Below are 18,804 nucleotides of genomic sequence, written 5' to 3' on the forward strand. Positions count from 1 at the left end.
CGGCTCAAAATTCAATACGACCAAAAGCACCTTGAACTTTCTTGGCTTTGCGCTCAAACTCCATATCCGACATGGTGAGGTAACGAATCCCTAAAATTAGCCCTGCGATTGCAGGAAGATACGTCCAACATAACAGAATAGAGATAAGCCCCCAACCCCAAGCCTCTAAGTAGAAAAAATGGATACCGAGACCACCTAGCAAGATTGCCAAAAGGGATGTTGTAATCCTGGATTTTGATGTTTTAGCTTGTATGGAAGTTCCGTGATTTGCATATGTTGGCACTACTTTGCCATTATCGGTTGTTACTTTTTGGGTGTAGTACATAGCGGAGAAAACAACGCCGATAATTAGCAAAGCCACTCCAGCAATGGGAAAAATAAATAGCATTAACAAACCAAGACCAGCAAAAACAAAGCTCATCTGGTTGTATTTATTGGCTTGTGTAGAAGATTCTTGCTGTTTAACAATAGATTCAATCTCTGCCAACTCCCGCACATACATCCATTTTTTCAGAATGGGATTGTAGGCATAATCAGTTAGAGCAATCTGACCTTTATGAATCCACTCTTTTAACTGCTCAATATCAGATGCAACAAGCTCTTGACCGTTGTGTTTTACTTTAAAGCCTGTTTCATCCTCAGAAGCTAATCTGCTTTTGCTTAAGTAAAGATCAGAGGTTTGTCCCTGATTTTGAGGGGTTGTAGATTGATCTGCTCCTAAAGCAATGATCCGGCTCCAAGATGGTACATCATCTCCTGCTTGCCGCCCAAACACTTGAAGTGTATCAATGCCAACTACTTCAAGTTTTTTGATGCCGTTACAAACAAATTCAACCAGACTTAATTGGTTTAGTACCGCGCTTGATTCCAGCATAATTCTTAGGCAAGAGCCTTTTCTGCTGACTTTTGCAACAATCCCTTTTTGCTGAAGGTTTCGGTTTATTAAAACAGCAATAGCATTAGGGTTTCCCTGTTTAGCTGATTCAAGGACATTTTGCTGGGACATATGAAGCAACCTAAAATTCGGGGAATAGATATTTTGTCGTAGCTTTTTGAGGCATAGAGCAGTGATTTATCTGTTTCAGTATTCCCATGAGTGAGTAAAACCTAACCACCTGTTCTATTGCACCCAACCAGCGATCTTATTGTCTCCATGCTCCCCTGATTGCTGTTCTCCTTTATCTGTCAAGGATTATTTGACATCTTGTTGGTGATTATTGATTAATACCCCTGATGGGGCGATCGCCTGCTGAGTCACAGTTTCCACTGGCTTTGTGGGTTCAGTTTGCTCGATTGGCTGCTGAGCCGTAGGTGCAACTGCCCGAATCACGAGGCGATCGTCCTGCTGCACCATCACATCTGGGCTGCGATCGCTCGTTTGAGCATTTGCTAGATTCACCCGAATCACGTTTGGTTTCCCATCGTCGCCCATTCGATGGATTTCTACCTGCTGGAGATCTGCGGTGGCAAGACTGCCTCCGGCTTGACGAATCGCGTTAGCTACGGTGGGCATACTATTTTTACGTGAAATTCGGGCATCGTTCAGTGCCGCTAAGGAATAGGCACCGGGGCGCACCACTTCGCCGCTGATTTGAATGCTAGTGACGATGGGTGTAGATTCAGTTTGCGTCAAATTCCGATAAATAAAGGCAGCGGCTTCGGCGCGAGAAGGCGTATGGTTTAAGGCGGTTTTTAAGGTGCCATAAGTCATAGACGACGAAGGGTTCCCTTGAAAGGCAAGTTGAGCCATGGTAGAAAATTCTATTTCAGTGACCGCTTGATCGGGGCGAAAACTGCCATCAGGAAACCCTTGGATGACGCTGCGGGAGACTAAGCTTTCAATGTAGTATTCCGCCCAGTGACCAGCAACATCATTTTGGGAAAGCGGCGCGGCGGGGGCAGGATTCTCTTGCTGCAAGCGTTTAATTTCACGTAAAGAAATAGTCTCAGGCGGGGCAGCACTTCTGATGAATTCAGCGGGAAAAGTGCTATTGGGCAGCGGCTTGGGCGATCGCTCCGATTGAGCAACCCTCACCATGGGATTTTTACGAGGCGTTAACTTTTCAGGCTTTGAAATTGCACTCCTGCTACTTGAGGGAGTCGTTTGCTCTGGTTGGATTGCATCTTGCTCGTCATCGGGTGGGCGATTCGTGAAACCATCCCTAGAGGAATCGCCCGTTTCAGTCCCTAATTCGTGAACGGCATTGTAAAGAAAAAACCCTGAAAGTGAGGTCAGGGTTGTCACGGTCATAATCTTTGCAAACTGCATAGGCTGTATCCGCTGTAGAGAACATGAAAAAACTCCAGCAAATTGCTGGCAGTCCACTAACGGATACAGCGTTTTAGCGCGCCATCAGGAAAATACAGCAGGTGTCAGGTGTCAGGTGTCAGGTATCAGGTGTTGGGAGGTAAAGAGGTATGTATACCTAGGTTTACGCCCTATTGCTTGTCCTAACTATTTTGACTACCGCTATATCAGGAACTCCTATGCGACGGGATGGGCGACTTTTTCTTTTTCTTCTACTGGTACGGTTGAATCTTCCTTCAAAAACTCGACGACCTGTGCCTCAATTTCACGGCGAACAATTTCGCGGTATTCAACAAAGTGTTCAATCTGAGCGCAGGTTGAAAGATAGCTGCTAAGACCGCCTCGGTTGTGTTGATACATGCCCCACAGATAGCGCCAAAACATCCAACGAGTATCTCGTACAACCCCTTGCCGCCAAAAAATGATGGCGATCGCTCTCAGGGCTACCCGATCGATTTTCTTCTGGGCTACTTTACCTTTATCTGGGTAGTTGGCTTCACTCAGCAGCATGAAATGGCGGTAGGTGCGTGATAAAAATTTCTTGGGTTCATACAGTTCCCAAAACGCTTCCACAAACTCGTGGGCAATGTCTTCTAAAGGACGGGTGGGCACAAAGTTCATCAAAGCAGTTTGGTTGCCAGAAGTAGACTCACCGCGAAGCCGTCCTTCTTTGATCAACCGATGCCATAGGGCGGTGTCAGGCAACGCTTGCAGCATACTGAATAGCGCCGTTGGAATGGTCGTTTCTTCTACAAATTTGACAATTCGTTGACCAGCCCCCGCTTTTTCACCATCAAACCCGATGATGAATCCTGCCATGACGCGTAATCCAGACCGGGCAATATTCTTGACCGCATCGCTGAGAGGATCTCGCGTGTTTTGAAACTTTTGGGTCATGGCAAGGCTGTCTTCATCCGGGGTTTCAATTCCTAAAAACACCGAGCCAAAGTTGCAAGCGACCATCATGTCCATCAGTTCTTGGTCTTGTGCCAAATCTACCGACGCTTCAGTGGCAAAGGAGAAGGGAAAGGCATGTTCCACCATCCAAGGCTGCATCTGCTTCAAAAACAGCTTGACGTTGCGCTTGTTGCCAATAAAATTGTCATCCACCATGAAGATGCTACGTCGCCAACCCAAGTCATAGAGATACTGAAGTTCGGCAAGAATTTGTTCGGGAGCTTTAGTGCGAGGTTTGCGCCCATACAGGACGATAATGTCGCAGAATTCGCATTGAAAGGGGCATCCCCGCGAAAACTGAACCGACATTTCGGCGTAGGACTCCATTTGCAGCAAATCGAACCGGGGAACGGGAGTGCCTGTGACATCAGGCTTTTCGCCACCTGCCCGAAAAATACCGGCGCGATCGCCCCGCGCGATCGCCTCAACAAACATGGGCAGAGTAATTTCCCCTTCGTCCAAAATCATGTAATCTGCGCCCGCAGCCTTCGCTTCATCGGGCAATGCGGTCGGATAGGGACCACCTACTGCTACTGCCTTACCGCGTCGTTTGCATTCTCGAATTTGGGCGAGTAAATCGTCTTTTTGCACGATCATCGCAGACATGATCACCAGTTCTGACCAGTTCCACTCTGCCTCAGTCGCTTCCCGAATGTTTAAATCAACTAGTTTAAAGTTCCATTCTTGGGGCAAAATTGCTGCCACTGTGATCAGCCCAAGAGGTGGGAGCATCGCTTTTCGGTTGAGCAGGGCTAGCGTCTTTTCAAACGACCAAAAGCTTTTGGGAAACCGAGGATAGAGGAGTAAAACGTTCATTCAAACTCACACATAGTATTAGGAGTTGGGTCGTAGTATGACAGTTAATCCAGTACGATCTGTCCATTATGGCACTGGCTTAAGATGTCATGACCTGGATTAGATTGACTGATGGTATGGGCGGAAGTTCCTACCTTATCTAGACAATGAATACCCATGCTTTACCACGACTCTGGTTTATGATGTCACGACAACCCTTCAATTGACTATTAATCTACAGAAATCTCCTAGGACGATCAACAGATAGCCAGGAAAGTTGTTGAGTCAGCCAGAATTCCGTCACTTCCGCGAAACCTAACTGTGATAGGGTTTACAGGTATCTTGGCTTTGTTCTGCTGGTGGTCCCTATATGACGACAATTTGGGAAATAGATTTTTACTCACGTCCGATTTTAGATGAAGATGGAAAAAAAATTTGGGAAGTGCTGGTTTGTGAGAGTCCGGTTGATATAGGAGCTAAGCCAGAAGACCTGTTTCGCTATGCCGAATATTGTTCTAATGCGGAGGTGAATTCGGTCAAGCTGAAGGAGGTTTTGGAAAACGCGATCGCCCAAGCTCCCAGCCCACCAGATAAAATCCGCTTTTTTCGTCAGGCAATGAACAATATGATCAGTAAAGCCTGCTCGGATCTGGGGGTTTCGGCAACCATGAGCCGGCGAACCTATGCCCTCAACCAATGGATGCAGCAGCGGCTTGAGCAAGACTATCCGAAAATGCCCGGATTTCAGCCTGGAGCGAATCCTACTGTTAGTTTTGGAACGACCACTGCACGCTCTCTACCGGATGCTTTGCAGGGGCAAAAGTGGGCACTGGTGACCTTGCCAGCTCTGGCATTTGATGACTTGGGCGACTGGGATGTTGGGTTTGGCGAATCTTTTCCCCTGAGTTTGGCTGGGTTGACTGAGGCTGCTGTCATTCCAGGTTTGGTGATTTTTTCCGATCGGGCCACTCCTTTGGCAGCGTGGATGTCTGGTTTGGAGTTGGGATACTTTAAATTTGACTCTGATCCGCCTCGGCTGCTGTTAGAAACGGGGGTGAGCGATCGCTGGATTCTTGCCGATTTAGTGAATGCCAGCCTTCAAGCCGAAGCGATCAACTTTGAAACCGCAAAACAGCAGGCAAAAGGAGTGCATTTTTTAGCGGTTCAATCCTCGCCTGATGTAGAGTCGTTTGCTGGATTCTGGTTATTGCAGGAGTCCAATTTAGCGTAAGTTGATGATAGTCGTGAAGTGTTAGTCGGTTAGATCCTAACGGTTGACCCCTTCTCACTCAAAACGCTAATTGCCATCGATTGAAAATTATGAGTTCGCAGGATTTGCAGAAACAAACGCTGGCAGAGCAACTGCTTGAGCTAGCGATGAAATCGGGTGCGGAGGCGGCAGAAGTATTTCAGGCGCAGTCTTTGTCTCGTCCGGTTTTTTTTGAAGCAAATCGGCTAAAACAGCTAGAAAGCGCTCAGGCAGAAGGCTTGGCGCTGCGATTATGGCGGCAGGGCTGCCCTGGGTTAGCGGTTGCCTATGGTCCTGTGGAGCCTCAAGACTTGGTGACGCGGGCGCTGGCACTGAGCGACTTGAATGAGCCAGAAACCATTGAATTGGCAGAGGCGACGGAGGTGCAGTATCCCGATATGGGAGCAGCCGTATCCGTGGAGCAGCTAGTGGACTGGGGCAAACAGGCGATCGCCTTGGTGCGCGATGCCTATCCGGAGGTGCTGTGTGAAGCGGAATGGGAATGTGATGCTGAAACCACGCGGTTGATCACGTCCAAAGGAATGGACTGTGGCTACACTGATACGACGCTGAGCGCTTCGCTATCGGCTGAATGGGTACGCGGGGATGATTTTTTAAGCATTTATGATGGTCAGACTCAGCGCGATCAACTAGATCCCAATGCCTTGGTTGAACAGATCTTGCAGCGCTTGCATTGGGCGACCGACAACATTCAAACGGTGAGTGGACGAATGCCCATTTTGTTTACCTCCAAAGCAGCAGATATGCTGTGGGACACCGTGCAGGCAGCATTAAATGGGAAACAGGTGATTGAAGGCGCTTCACCTTGGAGCGATCGCTTAAATGAGATCGTCACTTCTGAAGCATTGACTCTTTCACAGCATCCCAATCGCGGACCTTTTAGCTGCCCGTTTGACGATGAAGGCGCTCCAACTCGACCCATTACTTTTATTGATAGCGGAGTTTTGAAGCTGTTTTATGCTGATCGCACCACCGGACGAACCCTCGGCAGCGGCACAACGGGCAATGGCTTTCGTTCGGGATTGGGCAGCTATCCTACACCGGGCTTATTTAACCTGATTGTGGAATCCAAAACACCACGATCAACCGATGCAAAATCGTTAGATCAACTGATCTCCAGTTTGGATGACGGCATCATCGTAGATCAAATGCTGGGCGGCGGAGCCGGAATTTCGGGTGAATTTTCAATTAACGTGGATTTAGGCTATCGCGTCAAAAATGGCAAAATTTTAGGGCGAGTGAAAGACACGATGGTGTCAGGCAACGTTTATACGGCACTCAAAAATTTAGTTGAACTAGGCGGCGATGCTGATTGGAATGGCTCTTGCCATACGCCCTCCCTGATCGTGGATGGGTTATCGGTGACGGGGCAAGGTTAGCGATCTCATTTGTCAGCAATTCGAGACAATCTTTATCGAGAATTCAACAATCTCAGCTTACTAGGCAATCTAAATTCCCTTAAATTATTGGGAATGTTAAGTTTAATAGGCTTTTGCGATCGCCTATTGTCACAAAATGCGTAGGTTTTTCTCTAAAAAGCATCTGCCAGTGCGATACGTCTAACTTTTGAACTTTTTGTGTCTTGTCTAGCAGTTTCTAGGCTAGCCGGAGTTTGCATAATTGTTTCTGTAACAACCTGGTTTATTTATGACCTCCCTTGATAGCCCTGCGTTGCGTCAGTCTCCCTTCACCCATCTGACTAGAAGCCTCAGCGCTGCTGAAACCTGGGGCTTTGGGTTGACTGGGCACATTATCTGGATCAATGTCGCGCCGTCGGTGCATGAAGCCCTTGGCTTTCAAGCTATCTATGTTTGGATTCCAGCAACCTTATTTGGCATGTTGCTGAACTACCAGGTGAAGCGATTAGGAACCCACTTTATGGATGTGGCAGGCGGCACCCCCAACTATGCTACGCGCCTACTCAAGGAATATCCTTGGCTTGCGCGCTACGCCGCTATTGGCTATTTTTTTAGCTGGGTATCGGTGCTGCCGATTAATGCGATCGTGCTGACAGATTTGATCAGCGTCAATCTAAATATGCTGGGGATTGCCTGTCCCGAAACACTATTAAAGGTTGGATTTACACTATTGCCGTTTGTGGTGGCATTTAGCGGTACTCGTGCCCTGAGTATTCTGCATTTGTTTTTTGTGATCCCCGCGATCGGATTGCTGCTGGCATTTTGTCTTCAGGGATTGGGTTGGTTGGCGCTTTCTCCAGCAAGTCCGGGCTTTTTTCCCAGCGATTGGACAGGGCTGCAAAGCGTGGCTCCCCCTAGTTTTTTCGAGTGGGCAAAATGGTTTTTGTTTGTCAGCTACGCCTCCTATGCCTGCGAGTCTGCGTCGGCATTTGTGGCGGATAGTCGCAATCCTCAAGGGTCGCTGCGCTTTTTGGGCGTGGCTGCCTGGTTAATGCCCTGTATTTATCTGGGCGGCTCTTGGGTGCTGCTACGGCTTTCTACAGGCACGCACGAAAATCACTTTCTCAGCCTGTTGACGGCGGCTCAGCCTTTTTGGGGCAACTGGGCAGCGTTGATTATTACCTTTTTGCTGGCAGCGGATTGTTTGCTGTGCTGTGCCACCGTTGTCTCCAACTGTCCCCGGATGTTGTATCAGCTTGCGTTGGATCAGCATCTTGCGCCTGTGTTTGCGGTGGTATCTAAACGGGGCGTGTTGGGTCCTGCCTTGACTTTAACCTTGGGGCTGAGTTTGCTCTGCTTGCTTCGGGGCAATGTGGCAGAAACCGTGGTTGTGGGGAATGTGGGCTGGTTAGTTTCGATTATGGCGGTACATTTGGGGCTATGGTTGCAGCGGCATAAACCGGAGGTTTTGTTGCCTTGGGTGGCGATCGCCATTTTTGGTCTGGAAGTGGCGGTGCTATTAGTCGGCGGCATTGCCTGGGGCTGGCAAGCCTTTGTGCTAGGGTTGGCGGTCCCGTTGATCATTTTGGCGATCGATCGGGGAATTCGCCTTGCGCCCGTTGGCATTTGTCAGCCGGAGTGGTGGATTCAGCAATATAAGCGATCGCCATTGACCATCGCCCGCGATTCAGTCGTGGTGCAGGTGACGATGTTAATCGTGTTGCTGTGTGCGGCTATGCTGACGGGCTGGCAATTTCGGGCAATTTTAGATGTCGCTCAGCAAGCGCAAGGTAGCCATCTGATTGTGGTGCTGTTAATGCTGGTGGCGTTCGTGGGAGTCGCGATCGCCTGCTGGACAAGCTTGCCCCAAGTGGTAGCAATGGCAGAAGCTCGTGAATCTGCCGAATATCTGTTTACCATTGCCCAAGATGGCATTGTGGTAGTGGATGAAACGGGAGTGATTCGGCAAGCAAACCCCGCCGCGATCGCTCTCTTTGGGCTACAATCCGCTGACTTAATTGGACATCCCTTAAGCGATCAATTAACTGAGTTAGCCCGTGACCCAGCGCAGTGGAAAGCCAGAAGCGAGCAGCGATTATCTTCTCCAGACTGGCCTCAGACCTTGGAGGTATCCATCTCTGATCGCGCTCAGGAAGATCGGCAAGAATACGTGGTAATTCTACGGGACATTACCGAACGCACCTTAGCAGAAGCATCATTGCGACAATCGGAAGGACAACTGCGGCAACAAACCCAACAGCTAGAAGAAGCGTTGCGCTATGTGCAGCAAACCCAATCCAAACTGGTGCAGAGCGAGAAGATGTCTAGCTTAGGGCAACTGGTGGCAGGGGTTGCCCACGAAATCAATAACCCCGTCAACTTTATTTCTGGCAACCTCAGTCATGCCGACCAATATACTCAAGATTTGCTGGGCTTAATGAAGCTCTATCAGGAACAACTTCCTAACCCCGGAGAAAAGATTCTTGCGGAAGCGGAAACAATTGATCTGGAGTTTATCCTAGAAGATCTGCCCCGGATGCTGAAGTCTATGAAAGTAGGAGCCGATCGCATTCGGCAAATTGTCGTGTCTCTCCGCAACTTTTCTCGCACCGACGAGGCGGCTGTAAAAGAAGTGGATATTCACGATGGCATTGAAGGCACCTTAATGATTTTGCAAAGTCGGCTAAAGGCTAAAGGCGATCGCCCCGATATTCAAATCATTAAAGACTACGGCAAGTTGCCCCTCGTGGAATGCTATGCCGGACAGTTGAATCAAGTATTTATGAATTTGATTAGCAACGCGATCGATGCCCTAGAAGAAAGCCCACAATTCTCAGTATTGAGTTCCACAGAACCTAAAACTCAAAACTTAGAACTTAAAACTCTGCACTCTCCTACCATTCGGATTTACACCGAACTTTCGCCTACAAAACAAATTATTATCCGCATAGCCGATAATGGATGCGGCATTCCAGAAACAGCCCAGCGGCGACTCTTCGACCCTTTCTTTACCACAAAGCCTATCGGCAAGGGCACCGGGTTAGGCTTATCCATCAGCTACGACATTGTGACAGAAAAGCACGGGGGACAACTCAAGTGCATCTCTGCTCCTGGTAAAGGCACAGAATTTATGATTGAAATTCCCCTCTATCAATCACAAGAGGAGATAGAAAAAATACTGAGTGCAGAGTATTAAGATTTTTTATCCTGCTGCTGGAGTTGCTGCCGCGATCGCACGTTGAATTAAACTGAGGTCTTCTTCGCAAGCATGATCAGTGAAAAATACAAAGATTGCGAGAATCTCTGGTTCGCAAAAAACTGGGAATCCAAACCCGGCTTTGAGATTGAATGCTTTCGCAATTTGGTTACGAAGAAAGTAGCCTTCTGACTGTGTAGAAATATCGTTAATCCACTCAGTCTGGCGCGATCGCCAAATCCTTCCCGGCAATCCTTCGTCAATCGATAAAGCGAATTGTTCACTACAGGCTCTAAACTTTCTCAGATCATCCAAGCGATCGCTGCTTCGGTTTTGATTCCCATACCAAACCGGATTGATTTCAAGCAATGTTCCTTCTAGATTCGGCATCCAAACTTCGCCATAGTCCCAATTAATTTCGTGGCAAACCCGACTGAGAGCAGCAGCACAATCTAAATGAAGTATGGAGGCATCGGCACGAACAAAATTAACCATAATTGAGTGAATAATCTGAAGATTTCTACAATCTATAAATAGACAATCAAGAGTTCTAATACACCATTGTGAAAAACAGGAAAATGACACCTATGCAAGCCACATATAACAGTGGATAAGTTTTTCTGAAATTGATGTTGAGCCTTTTAGATAGAACATCTTTTTGCATATATTCTTTCAAGAATATAATTGCACAAGACATGATTAAACTCAGGATTAAAATAAGAACCGTCATCCCAAAAACAGCATCCGTCAACGTAATGTAATTGACAGCAGGAATCTCTTTAGCCAAGGCAAACTTGAGCGTGATGGTTGTCAGAATTAATATGATTGTCCCTAGCACTCGTGGCGCAGTGTGAGGAGCAGTATGGGTTGGGTTAATCCAGGTGACGGCAGCGGCAGCCACAAAAATAATAAATAGTGGGATAAAAAAGTTGAAAATGATGTGTTGCGGCTTATGCTGAATGTCCATTAATAGAACGATCTGGGGAAAACCAAGTTTGGAATCAAGACGGTTAAAACTTCTCGTATTCGCATTAAGTTTTTGCAGCGACCAGCGTCCAATAATCTGTTGGGCTGGATCGGGAGAATTAAACTTGAATTCTTGGACACTAAATCTCACGGTACTGAGATCGTCAAGGGCAGAATTAATCGCTAGCGTAAGTGTTTGGCTACTAAAAGGAAATGTGTGGACATCTGCATCAAATTTCACCACATCATTAAACTGTTCGTAGACTCTTACCCGTTGGAAGCAACCTGAATTGAACGATTTTGTGTTTGTCGTGGCTGAATTTCGTTGTCAATCGTAAAACTTGGCGACCAAATTCTTCCTAAGATTGAATCAACATCATTGCCATTAAACTTTAATAGAGCATTTGTTTCTTTACCGTAAGACTTAATAGCCAATCGACCATCTTGCCATTCCAAAACAACTTCTGCGGATACATTGTAAGTTTTTTCGGGTAGGTTGATTTGTGAAATGGTGTTTAACCTGACATAAACGTAAACAATAGTTGGCTGATAGGGACTGGGCTGACGCACCGAGTTTGATGATTCAGTTTGCCAAAAATTATTTGATGATTCTGTTGGAGCCGATGGGTCAGGAATTTGACTAATAACCTGCAATTCTGGCTCTAATTTTGATAAAACAATTTCGTTTTGTCCTTCTATATTGGAGGCATGAGCCTGATGAGTAGAAGCAATAATGCACCATACGACTGTTAGAACGCAGACTAATATAAATTGGCAAAACCTACGTCTTTTCATTTTCAAAGTTAAGCTTAACCCTCATATAAACAGGCTTGCTCTAATTAGACCACAGCAGTCTGATGAGTTTCAGTAGTTAATGCTTCGACGGGTTGTTTGACTTGCTCCAGCCATTTTCAGCGTTCGAGTAGTTAGCCTCTTGTACCTGTTGGAAACCGCTTCACGATGAGCCAGATTCACTTCAGTTTTAGCGATCGCCATGAACACTTCAAACACATCGTCTGCCTAAAGCCCAAAGTTTTGTGTGTAGAGGCTGACATTCCGGCGCTTGAAGATCAAGGATGGAGAACTAAGTGGGAATACTGAACTCCAGCCTCTGCTTTATTTGGTCTTAGCGTTTGCCTGTGAGAAAATTATCATGAGTGCTTTTGAAACTTACATTCGAGATTTGCAGGAAATACGGGCGACTGGAGCGGCTGTTAAGGAGACTTCCTATTATGGGGCGTTAGAGAAGCTGCTGAATGAGTTGGGTAAGACGCTAAAGCCGAAGGTGCGCTGTGTGATGCAGTTGAAGAATATCGGCGGGGCGGGAATGCCCGATGGGGGTTTGTTTAGCGCTAGTCAGTTTCAGAAGAAGACAGGAGACACGCCCGCTAATCCTACAAATCCAGAGAGAGGCGTGATCGAGATCAAGGGGACGGGGGATGATGCCTGGGTGACGGCTCAAACCAAGCAGGTTTCTAAATATTGGAACCAGTATCGTCAGGTGTTGGTGACGAACTATCGAGATTTTGTGCTGATTGGGCAAGATGCCAGTGGGCAGCCTGCAACGCTGGAAACCTACCGTCTTGCTAAAAATGAGGCGGAGTTTTGGCAGAAGGCAAAGAATCCTAAGCAATTTGCCGAGGAGCAAGAGGAGCAAGTCATTGAATATCTAAAGCGGGTGATGCTTCAGTCTGCCAGCATTGCCAGCCCGCAAGATTTGGCGTGGTTTTTGGCTTCTTATGCAAAGGATGCGAAGGCACGAGTTGAGAAGACGGATCTGCCTGCATTAGAGACGCTGCGAAAGGCGTTAGAAGAGGCGTTGGGGATTGCGTTTACGGGTGATAAGAAAGACCCGAAGAAGGGAGAGCGATTTTTTAAGTCTACGCTGATTCAAACGCTGTTTTATGGCATTTTTTCGGCGTGGGTGTTGTGGCACAAGCAGCAGGAACGGGGACGGTTTGATTGGCGGGTGGCGGGTTATTATCTGCACGTTCCGATGATTAAGGCGTTGTTTGAGAAGGTGGCGACTGCAACCCATGTTCGCAAGCTGGATTTGGAAGAGGTGTTGAATTGGACGGGGGAGGCGTTGAATCGAGTCGATCGCGCTTCGTTTTTCTCGAAGTTTGAGGAAGCCCAAGCGGTGCAGTATTTCTATGAGCCGTTTTTGGAGGCGTTTGATCCGACATTACGCAAGGAGTTAGGGGTTTGGTATACGCCACCGGAGATTGTGCAATATATGGTGGCGCGGGTAGACACAGTATTGCGCGAGGAGTTGCAGATCGAAGATGGGTTGGCTGACCCGAATGTGTATATTCTTGACCCTTGCTGTGGAACGGGCGCGTTTTTGGTGGAAGTGCTGAAGCGAATTGAAGCCAATCTGCAAGACAAAGGCATAGGTGCGCTAGTGGGTTCGCAACTCAAGGATGCCGCAATGAAGCGGGTGTTTGGCTTTGAGATTTTGACGGCTCCGTTTGTGGTGGCGCATTTGCAGTTGGGGTTGCTGTTGCAAAATTTAGGGGTGCCGTTGAGTGATGAAGAGGAACGGGTGGGGGTGTATTTGACGAATGCGCTGACCGGATGGAAACCACCCAGTGAGGAAGGAAAACAACAGCTTCAACAGCTTGCTTTTACATTTCCAGAACTTAAACTCGAACATGATGCAGCAGATCAAGTTAAACAAGAAAAACCAATCTTAGTTGTTCTCGGAAATCCTCCCTACAATGCTTATGCAGGAGTAAGCCCTGAAGAAGAACAAGGTTTAGTAGAGCCTTACAAAGCTGGACTGATTTCTGAATGGGGTATCAAGAAGTTTAATCTTGATGAACTTTACATTCGGTTCTTTCGGTTAGCTGAACAAAGGATCACTGAAAAAACACAAAAAGGAATTGTCTGCTACATCTCTAGCTCTTCGTACCTCAGTGATGCATCATATGTAGTCATGCGAAAGCATTTCCTAAATGAGTTTGATAAGCTCTGGTTTGATTGCATGAATGGAGACAGCCGAGAAACAGGAAAACTGACTCCCGAAGGTAAACCCGATCCATCAGTCTTCTCAACTGAATACAACCGTGAAGGAATTCGAGTGGGAACTGCAATTTCTTTGATGGTTCGTAAAGAAATCCAAGATGAAAAGTCAACCATTAACTTCCGTCATTTTTGGGGAGTTAACAAGAAGATAGAATTACTTGAGAGTTTAACAAAGCCAAACTTCAACCAAGATTATCAAGCATCTTGCCCATCCATAAGTAATCGCTTCTCTCTGCGATCTTCTGACGTTGCTTTACATTACTTAGAATGGGCTAAATTAACTGAGCTATGTGCTGAAACTCCGATTAACGGTCTCTTTGAGAAGCGTGGGGGAGCGTTGATCGACACTGATAAAGATGCTCTCTCACAACGAATGGAGATGTACTACGATTCCGATGTCAGTTGGGAAACGCTCCAAGCATTAAAAACTGGGTTGACTGAAGAAGCTTCTGGATTTGAGCCTAAGAAGGTCAGAACTAAAGTGCAAAATACAGAGAGCTACAGCCTGAAGCGAATCTATAAGTACGCAGTTCGTCCGTTTGATACACGCTGGTGTTATTACAGCGATGTTAGTCCTTTGTGGAATCGGTCGAGACCAACTTTTTATGCCCAGCTTTGGAAAGGCAACTCTTTTCTAATGAGTCGTCCTGCTGGTGCTGCAAGTTCAGAAGGAGTCCCTTTATTTTATTCAAAAACTCTTGGGGATAATGATTTTCTGAGAGGGCACGCGTATTACTTTCCATTGCGATTATGTTCTGCTAACCTCACCACAACCGATCAATCGGTTCGTCAAATGGGGATTAATGGTCTTGATAGTGAAGAAGATCTGAAAACAACTGCAAACCTCTCTGATGCTGCACGTAACTATCTAACCTCATTGAACATCGCAGACATAGACAACGATCCTGAGAATGCTGAGTTGATTTGGATGCACGTTTTAGCAATTGGTTATTCAACTGCTTACTTAACAGAGAATGCAGATGGTGTTCGCCAAGACTGGGCAAGAATTCCCCTACCCGATCGCCGCGAAACTCTAATCGCCTCTGCAACGATCGGTCGTCAAATTGCCGCACTTCTCGATCCAGAAACTCCCGTTCCCGGTGTCACCTCTGGCAAACTTCGCCCCGAACTAAAAACCATTGCCGTCGTCTCCCGTGTGGGCACTGGCAACCTTGACCCCAACACCGACTTCGCCCTCACCGCAGGCTGGGGTCATGCAGGGCAAAACAACGTCACCATGCCCGGAAAAGGAAAAGTCAGCGATCGCCCCTACACATCAGAAGAACAAACCGCGATCGCAGAGGTCATTGAACAACTTGGCACAGCGACCCGCGATATTTACCTCAACGACATCGCCTATTGGAAAAACATCCCCGATCGCGTCTGGAGTTATACGATCGGTGGCTATCAGGTAATCAAAAAATGGTTGAGCTATCGAGAACAGGAATTGCTGGGGCGATCGCTCAAGCCAGAGGAAGTGTTGGAAGTTACCACCATGGCAAGACGTATCGCCGCTATTTTATTGCTGGAACCTGAGTTAGATGCCAATTACCAAGCGGTAAAACAGTCAACCTATCAATGGTTGCAAGAGAAATGAACGACATCATCAGAGGCAATCTGGACTCGACATTTATACTTATCGCGATCGCTCATCGGAAGAGCGATCGCAGAGATTTCGGTTAGATTAATAATGCGTTGACGATCAGGCATGGTAGGAGATAGGAAGGGAATACCGCAGGCTTTGCCTTACCTTGCCTCTCTGCCATCGGGCATTCGTGCGCCCTTCAAAATTGCGCCTTCCAGTTTGACTCCCGCCATCCGCGCTTTTAATAGGTTCGCTTTTTGTAAGTTAGCTCCCCTGAGATCGGCTCTCCGCAGGTCTGCCCCTTCCAATACGGCTCCTTGCAGATTTGCACCTGTTAAATTTGCGTCAGTCAAATCGGCTCCCAGCAAACTCGCGCCTGCAAGGTTGGCTCCGCTTAAATCGGCTTCCTGCAATTTGACCAGCCCTAAGTTTGCTTTTTCCAGTTTGCCATTGGTTAACACGGCGTAATTGAGGTTTGAGCCTTGCAATGCCGCCGAGGTCAGGTCAGCCCCTTTCAAATTAGCTCCCGATAGATCGTAGCTGTAGAGGGCCGCATTAGTCAGAATGCAGCCCTCACATTGGCGAGTGTTGATCAACTGTTGCACTTGCTCAGGGTTGGCAGCGAGAACAGCGGTGGTTAATCCCAAAAAAGATAGGGAGGAAAGCAGAAGGGCAAAAGAAGATTTCATGAATCTCACATCACGAGAGGACTTTAGTCAAAAAAGGCAAAATGCCGCTCATTAAAGTACGAGAATATTCTTCGTGTAATCCCAAAGAACCCGGCATCCGGTAGACTTGCACTCCAGAAAAATGAACCACAAACTCCATTTCTTCACGAGATTTGGGCGGGGTCTGTTCACCGATCACCATTAAGACAGGCACGGGCAGCGGTTGAAAATAGTCGATAAATTCTTGACGGGTGCGAATTGGATCAAGTGCGCCAGTGACGAACGCAGCAGAGGCAAACCGGGCGTTACGCTGTTGAGTGGTGCGCCATTTTGCAGTAATGAGGCTACGAGTAATATTTTTGGGGTCACCGTATACATGGCGGCTGATCATCCGGCGGAGAAACCAAGGAATGGTCGTGAGCAGATAGAGAAATTGCCCCACCACTGGTAGCCCGATCAACTGCTGTAGGCGCTTATAAAACCAGCGGCGATCGCTCATAGTCGGTAGAGGACCGCGCCAAGTGGGAGCAGTGAGGATGACGTAAGACCAGGGGCAGGGATCTTGATGCGCCAGTTGCATGATGAACCCAGCGGAGTGACCGGCGGCGATCGCCACCACGGGCTGGGAAAACATCGATCGCACAAAATCCCGCAGAAACGCATGATATAACGCAGGGCGGTAGTCAATCAGCGGACGAGAAGACTCGCCAAAACCGACCCAATCGACGACAAATACTTGAAATTTCTCAGCAAGCTGTTCGGCTAACCCATGCATTTCAGCCCGACTAGAAATTGTACTGAAGGCAGGCAACAACAACACCGGGCTGCCTTCTCCCCACACTTCATAGGCGATCGTCATGGGCTGCCCCTTCCATGACCAGTTAAATTCTTGCACCCGACGACCCATGCTCAAGTTATTTGGCGATTCCGCTAAAGACGATTGATTAGTCACTACAAATTTACTGTACGACGCACCGCGTTACTAATTTACCGCTGATGTGCAAAGAAATATAGTGAAGAAAATAGAAAAAGGAAACGGCTATCCATTTCAGCTAGAAAACACGTCCTGAACCTGCTGCTCCCATTGAAACGCGCTCTTGGTCAAAGGCATGTTTCAGCCGTTTACGGAGCAAGCGCTGGATATAAAGATGTTTCCCAGGTTTGACTTTGGTCAGGGTACGGAGGAGAAGAGTCTGTTCTCCCATGTTTTCCAGTCCATCTATCTGAGTGGGTTCAAGTACCTCCAAGTAATCTGCCTTGAGTTGCTGTCCCACTGCCTCAATCACCTGGTAGGCTTGATCAAGATTAGCCGTGTGTGAAACCGGAACTTTGACGGTCGCATAGATGTATTGCTTAGAGTAATTAATAATAGAACCGATTTCTCCATTGCGGATAATTTGCAACTGACCATCGGGATGGCGAATATGGGTTGTTCGCAGTTCGATCGCTTCTACAATGCCTTCAACCAAGCGCTCCTCTATTTTGCCCGCTTCAATGTAGTCCCCGACCAGATAGTAGTTCTCAAATAAAACAAAGAACCCGCAGACGATATCATTGATCAGATTTTGTGCCCCAAACCCTATCACAATCCCGACGATTCCTGCCCCTGCCAGCAGCGGAGTGGGATCTAGGTTGATCAACTTAAGCATCGCCAAAGCGGCTGTGAAGTAAATCGTGTATTTGAGGAAACTCTTGAATAAAGGAATGATGGTGAGTCGGCGCTGTTGCTGAAGCTCAGTCAGGTGATCCGTTCTCAGGACTAGATCTTCAAGCACGGCATTGGCAATTTCAATGCCCAGTCCAGTGATAAAGTAAATTCCAATAATGGCAATAATTTCATCGGCGTAGTCTGCGACCCAAGCGATGAAGTCAATGTCTTGAATTACTATGGTAGCGATGCCCACATAAAGGACATACTCCAGGCATTTTTTGAGAACGGGAACCAGATGGCGGAAGCGATCGTAGTGGCGCAGTAGATTGTCGGGGCTGGAATATTGCAGGCTCAACGCATCGAGGGTATCGACCACAACGGAGACGGCTTTGATCAGCAATCGTCCTATGGCGATCGCACCATAGGCTTTCAACCCGATGAACAGATATTTAGGAATTGCGGCGGGCAGATTCAAAAATTGGGTGCAGAGAATCCCAGCAAATATCCAGATGCTAGTGGTGAGAATCTTTTTGAGGGTTTGGAAAAATGCCTCAACGCTGTCATCGTTGGCAGTAATCCGGTCGTAATTTTTGGCGGAGGTCGTTGCCAGATCCAGCAGACGATGCAGCAAGGGTAGACTAAATTTGACCAACAACAGCAGGCTGACACATTGTGCGATCGCGGCAACCAGCGTCATCCAAAATTCGGCTGGAATACTTTGAAGCAGATGGATTTGAAAAGCTAGAACCTCTTTGCCCTGATAGATCAGGACTCCATTGACACTGACGATTAAAAGAATCAACCCAAGCCCCGCCAACAGACACAGTAGGCTGAGGTTTTGCCGCAAACTAACGAGCCGTCGGGCAGTTTTCTCTTTCTGGGAAGCCGCCAACGTTTTGAGGATCTTGCTCAGAAGCCAGTTCAAGAGGGCAAACGCAAAAATTACAACAGTGACTTGAACAATCGTAATTACAATATTCACCGGTCATCCAAAATACCGTTTTGAGTTGCAAGACAAAAAAG

At 47.4% G+C, this 18,804-nt stretch carries 15 protein-coding genes; 5 read left to right on the forward strand and 10 right to left on the reverse strand.

Annotation, left to right across the window (positions count from 1 at the left end; translation table 11 throughout):
• Positions 1-4 precede the first annotated feature (4 nt).
• The 3 genes from AC1S5B_RS00760 to AC1S5B_RS00770 form a co-directional block, all read right to left on the reverse strand.
• On the reverse strand, positions 5-1,006 hold the full coding sequence (locus AC1S5B_RS00760; RefSeq protein ID WP_482033813.1) for a TM2 domain-containing protein: 1,002 nt from the start codon (positions 1,004-1,006) through the stop codon (positions 5-7).
• Between the two features lie 186 nt (positions 1,007-1,192).
• Positions 1,193-2,269 (reverse strand): S-layer homology domain-containing protein, encoded by a 1,077-nt coding sequence (locus tag AC1S5B_RS00765; RefSeq protein ID WP_482033814.1) that lies wholly within the window; start codon positions 2,267-2,269, stop codon positions 1,193-1,195.
• A gap of 216 nt (positions 2,270-2,485) precedes the next feature.
• The gene (locus AC1S5B_RS00770; protein ID WP_482033815.1) at positions 2,486-4,081 is read right to left on the reverse strand and encodes a B12-binding domain-containing radical SAM protein; all 1,596 of its coding nucleotides are present in this window, start codon (positions 4,079-4,081) and stop codon (positions 2,486-2,488) included.
• A gap of 349 nt (positions 4,082-4,430) precedes the next feature.
• Between AC1S5B_RS00770 and AC1S5B_RS00775 the strand changes: the two genes are divergently transcribed.
• From AC1S5B_RS00775 to AC1S5B_RS00785, 3 genes are all read left to right on the forward strand, one after another.
• A complete protein-coding gene (locus AC1S5B_RS00775) occupies positions 4,431-5,291 on the forward strand; it encodes a Tab2 family RNA-binding protein (protein ID WP_482033816.1) in 861 nt (286 codons plus the stop codon).
• A gap of 89 nt (positions 5,292-5,380) precedes the next feature.
• Positions 5,381-6,709, forward strand: coding sequence for a TldD/PmbA family protein (locus AC1S5B_RS00780; RefSeq protein WP_482033817.1), 1,329 nt, complete (start codon positions 5,381-5,383; stop codon positions 6,707-6,709).
• A gap of 268 nt (positions 6,710-6,977) precedes the next feature.
• Positions 6,978-9,884 (forward strand): ATP-binding protein, encoded by a 2,907-nt coding sequence (locus AC1S5B_RS00785; protein ID WP_482033818.1) that lies wholly within the window; start codon positions 6,978-6,980, stop codon positions 9,882-9,884.
• A 6-nt stretch (positions 9,885-9,890) separates the two neighbouring features.
• Here the strand turns inward: AC1S5B_RS00785 and AC1S5B_RS00790 are convergent, their stop codons facing one another.
• The 3 genes from AC1S5B_RS00790 to AC1S5B_RS00800 are packed head-to-tail and all read right to left on the reverse strand — an operon-like array spanning position 9,891 to position 11,645.
• Positions 9,891-10,379, reverse strand: coding sequence for a hypothetical protein (locus AC1S5B_RS00790; protein ID WP_482033819.1), 489 nt, complete (start codon positions 10,377-10,379; stop codon positions 9,891-9,893).
• A gap of 55 nt (positions 10,380-10,434) precedes the next feature.
• Positions 10,435-11,094, reverse strand: coding sequence for a ligand-gated ion channel (locus AC1S5B_RS00795; protein WP_482033820.1), 660 nt, complete (start codon positions 11,092-11,094; stop codon positions 10,435-10,437).
• A 23-nt stretch (positions 11,095-11,117) separates the two neighbouring features.
• Complete coding sequence (locus AC1S5B_RS00800; protein WP_482033821.1) at positions 11,118-11,645, reverse strand: ligand-gated ion channel; 528 nt, start codon at positions 11,643-11,645, stop codon at positions 11,118-11,120.
• Between the two features lie 165 nt (positions 11,646-11,810).
• Between AC1S5B_RS00800 and AC1S5B_RS00805 the strand changes: the two genes are divergently transcribed.
• Positions 11,811-11,951: a hypothetical protein gene (locus tag AC1S5B_RS00805; protein WP_482033822.1), complete on the forward strand. Its 141-nt coding sequence runs from the start codon at positions 11,811-11,813 to the stop codon at positions 11,949-11,951.
• A gap of 52 nt (positions 11,952-12,003) precedes the next feature.
• Positions 12,004-15,474 (forward strand): type ISP restriction/modification enzyme, encoded by a 3,471-nt coding sequence (locus AC1S5B_RS00810; protein WP_482033823.1) that lies wholly within the window; start codon positions 12,004-12,006, stop codon positions 15,472-15,474.
• Here the strand turns inward: AC1S5B_RS00810 and AC1S5B_RS00815 are convergent.
• The 4 genes from AC1S5B_RS00815 to AC1S5B_RS00830 all read right to left on the reverse strand — a co-directional run bounded on the left by AC1S5B_RS00815 (position 15,453) and on the right by AC1S5B_RS00830 (position 18,763).
• The gene (locus tag AC1S5B_RS00815) at positions 15,453-15,587 is read right to left on the reverse strand and encodes a hypothetical protein (RefSeq protein WP_482033824.1); all 135 of its coding nucleotides are present in this window, start codon (positions 15,585-15,587) and stop codon (positions 15,453-15,455) included. The genes AC1S5B_RS00810 and AC1S5B_RS00815 overlap by 22 nt on opposite strands.
• Before the next feature lie 36 nt (positions 15,588-15,623).
• Positions 15,624-16,151 carry a pentapeptide repeat-containing protein gene (locus tag AC1S5B_RS00820; RefSeq protein WP_482033825.1) on the reverse strand — a complete coding sequence of 176 codons (528 nt, stop codon included), beginning with the start codon at positions 16,149-16,151 and terminating at the stop codon, positions 15,624-15,626.
• Positions 16,152-16,161: 10 nt separating this feature from the next.
• Complete coding sequence (locus tag AC1S5B_RS00825; protein ID WP_482033826.1) at positions 16,162-17,082, reverse strand: alpha/beta hydrolase; 921 nt, start codon at positions 17,080-17,082, stop codon at positions 16,162-16,164.
• Positions 17,083-17,182: 100 nt separating this feature from the next.
• Entirely contained in the window at positions 17,183-18,763 is a 1,581-nt protein-coding gene (locus AC1S5B_RS00830; RefSeq protein ID WP_482033827.1) for a mechanosensitive ion channel family protein, read from the reverse strand.
• Between the last annotated feature and the right edge of the window lie 41 nt (positions 18,764-18,804).

The organism is Leptolyngbya sp. CALU 1928, assembly GCF_056784215.1.

What these genes read in the sequence shown, in the direction of transcription:
- AC1S5B_RS00770 (WP_482033815.1), bottom strand. Translation starts at nt 4,081, where the DNA reads ATGAACGTTTTACTCCTCTATCCTCGGTTTCCCAAAAGCTTTTGGTCG.
- AC1S5B_RS00775 (WP_482033816.1), top strand. Translation starts at nt 4,431, where the DNA reads ATGACGACAATTTGGGAAATAGATTTTTACTCACGTCCGATTTTAGAT.
- AC1S5B_RS00765 (WP_482033814.1), bottom strand. Translation starts at nt 2,269, where the DNA reads ATGCAGTTTGCAAAGATTATGACCGTGACAACCCTGACCTCACTTTCA.
- AC1S5B_RS00800 (WP_482033821.1), bottom strand. Translation starts at nt 11,645, where the DNA reads ATGAAAAGACGTAGGTTTTGCCAATTTATATTAGTCTGCGTTCTAACA.
- AC1S5B_RS00785 (WP_482033818.1), top strand. Translation starts at nt 6,978, where the DNA reads ATGACCTCCCTTGATAGCCCTGCGTTGCGTCAGTCTCCCTTCACCCAT.
- AC1S5B_RS00820 (WP_482033825.1), bottom strand. Translation starts at nt 16,151, where the DNA reads ATGAAATCTTCTTTTGCCCTTCTGCTTTCCTCCCTATCTTTTTTGGGA.
- AC1S5B_RS00810 (WP_482033823.1), top strand. Translation starts at nt 12,004, where the DNA reads ATGAGTGCTTTTGAAACTTACATTCGAGATTTGCAGGAAATACGGGCG.
- AC1S5B_RS00805 (WP_482033822.1), top strand. Translation starts at nt 11,811, where the DNA reads ATGAGCCAGATTCACTTCAGTTTTAGCGATCGCCATGAACACTTCAAA.
- AC1S5B_RS00790 (WP_482033819.1), bottom strand. Translation starts at nt 10,379, where the DNA reads ATGGTTAATTTTGTTCGTGCCGATGCCTCCATACTTCATTTAGATTGT.
- AC1S5B_RS00760 (WP_482033813.1), bottom strand. Translation starts at nt 1,006, where the DNA reads ATGTCCCAGCAAAATGTCCTTGAATCAGCTAAACAGGGAAACCCTAAT.
- AC1S5B_RS00780 (WP_482033817.1), top strand. Translation starts at nt 5,381, where the DNA reads ATGAGTTCGCAGGATTTGCAGAAACAAACGCTGGCAGAGCAACTGCTT.
- AC1S5B_RS00815 (WP_482033824.1), bottom strand. Translation starts at nt 15,587, where the DNA reads ATGCCTGATCGTCAACGCATTATTAATCTAACCGAAATCTCTGCGATC.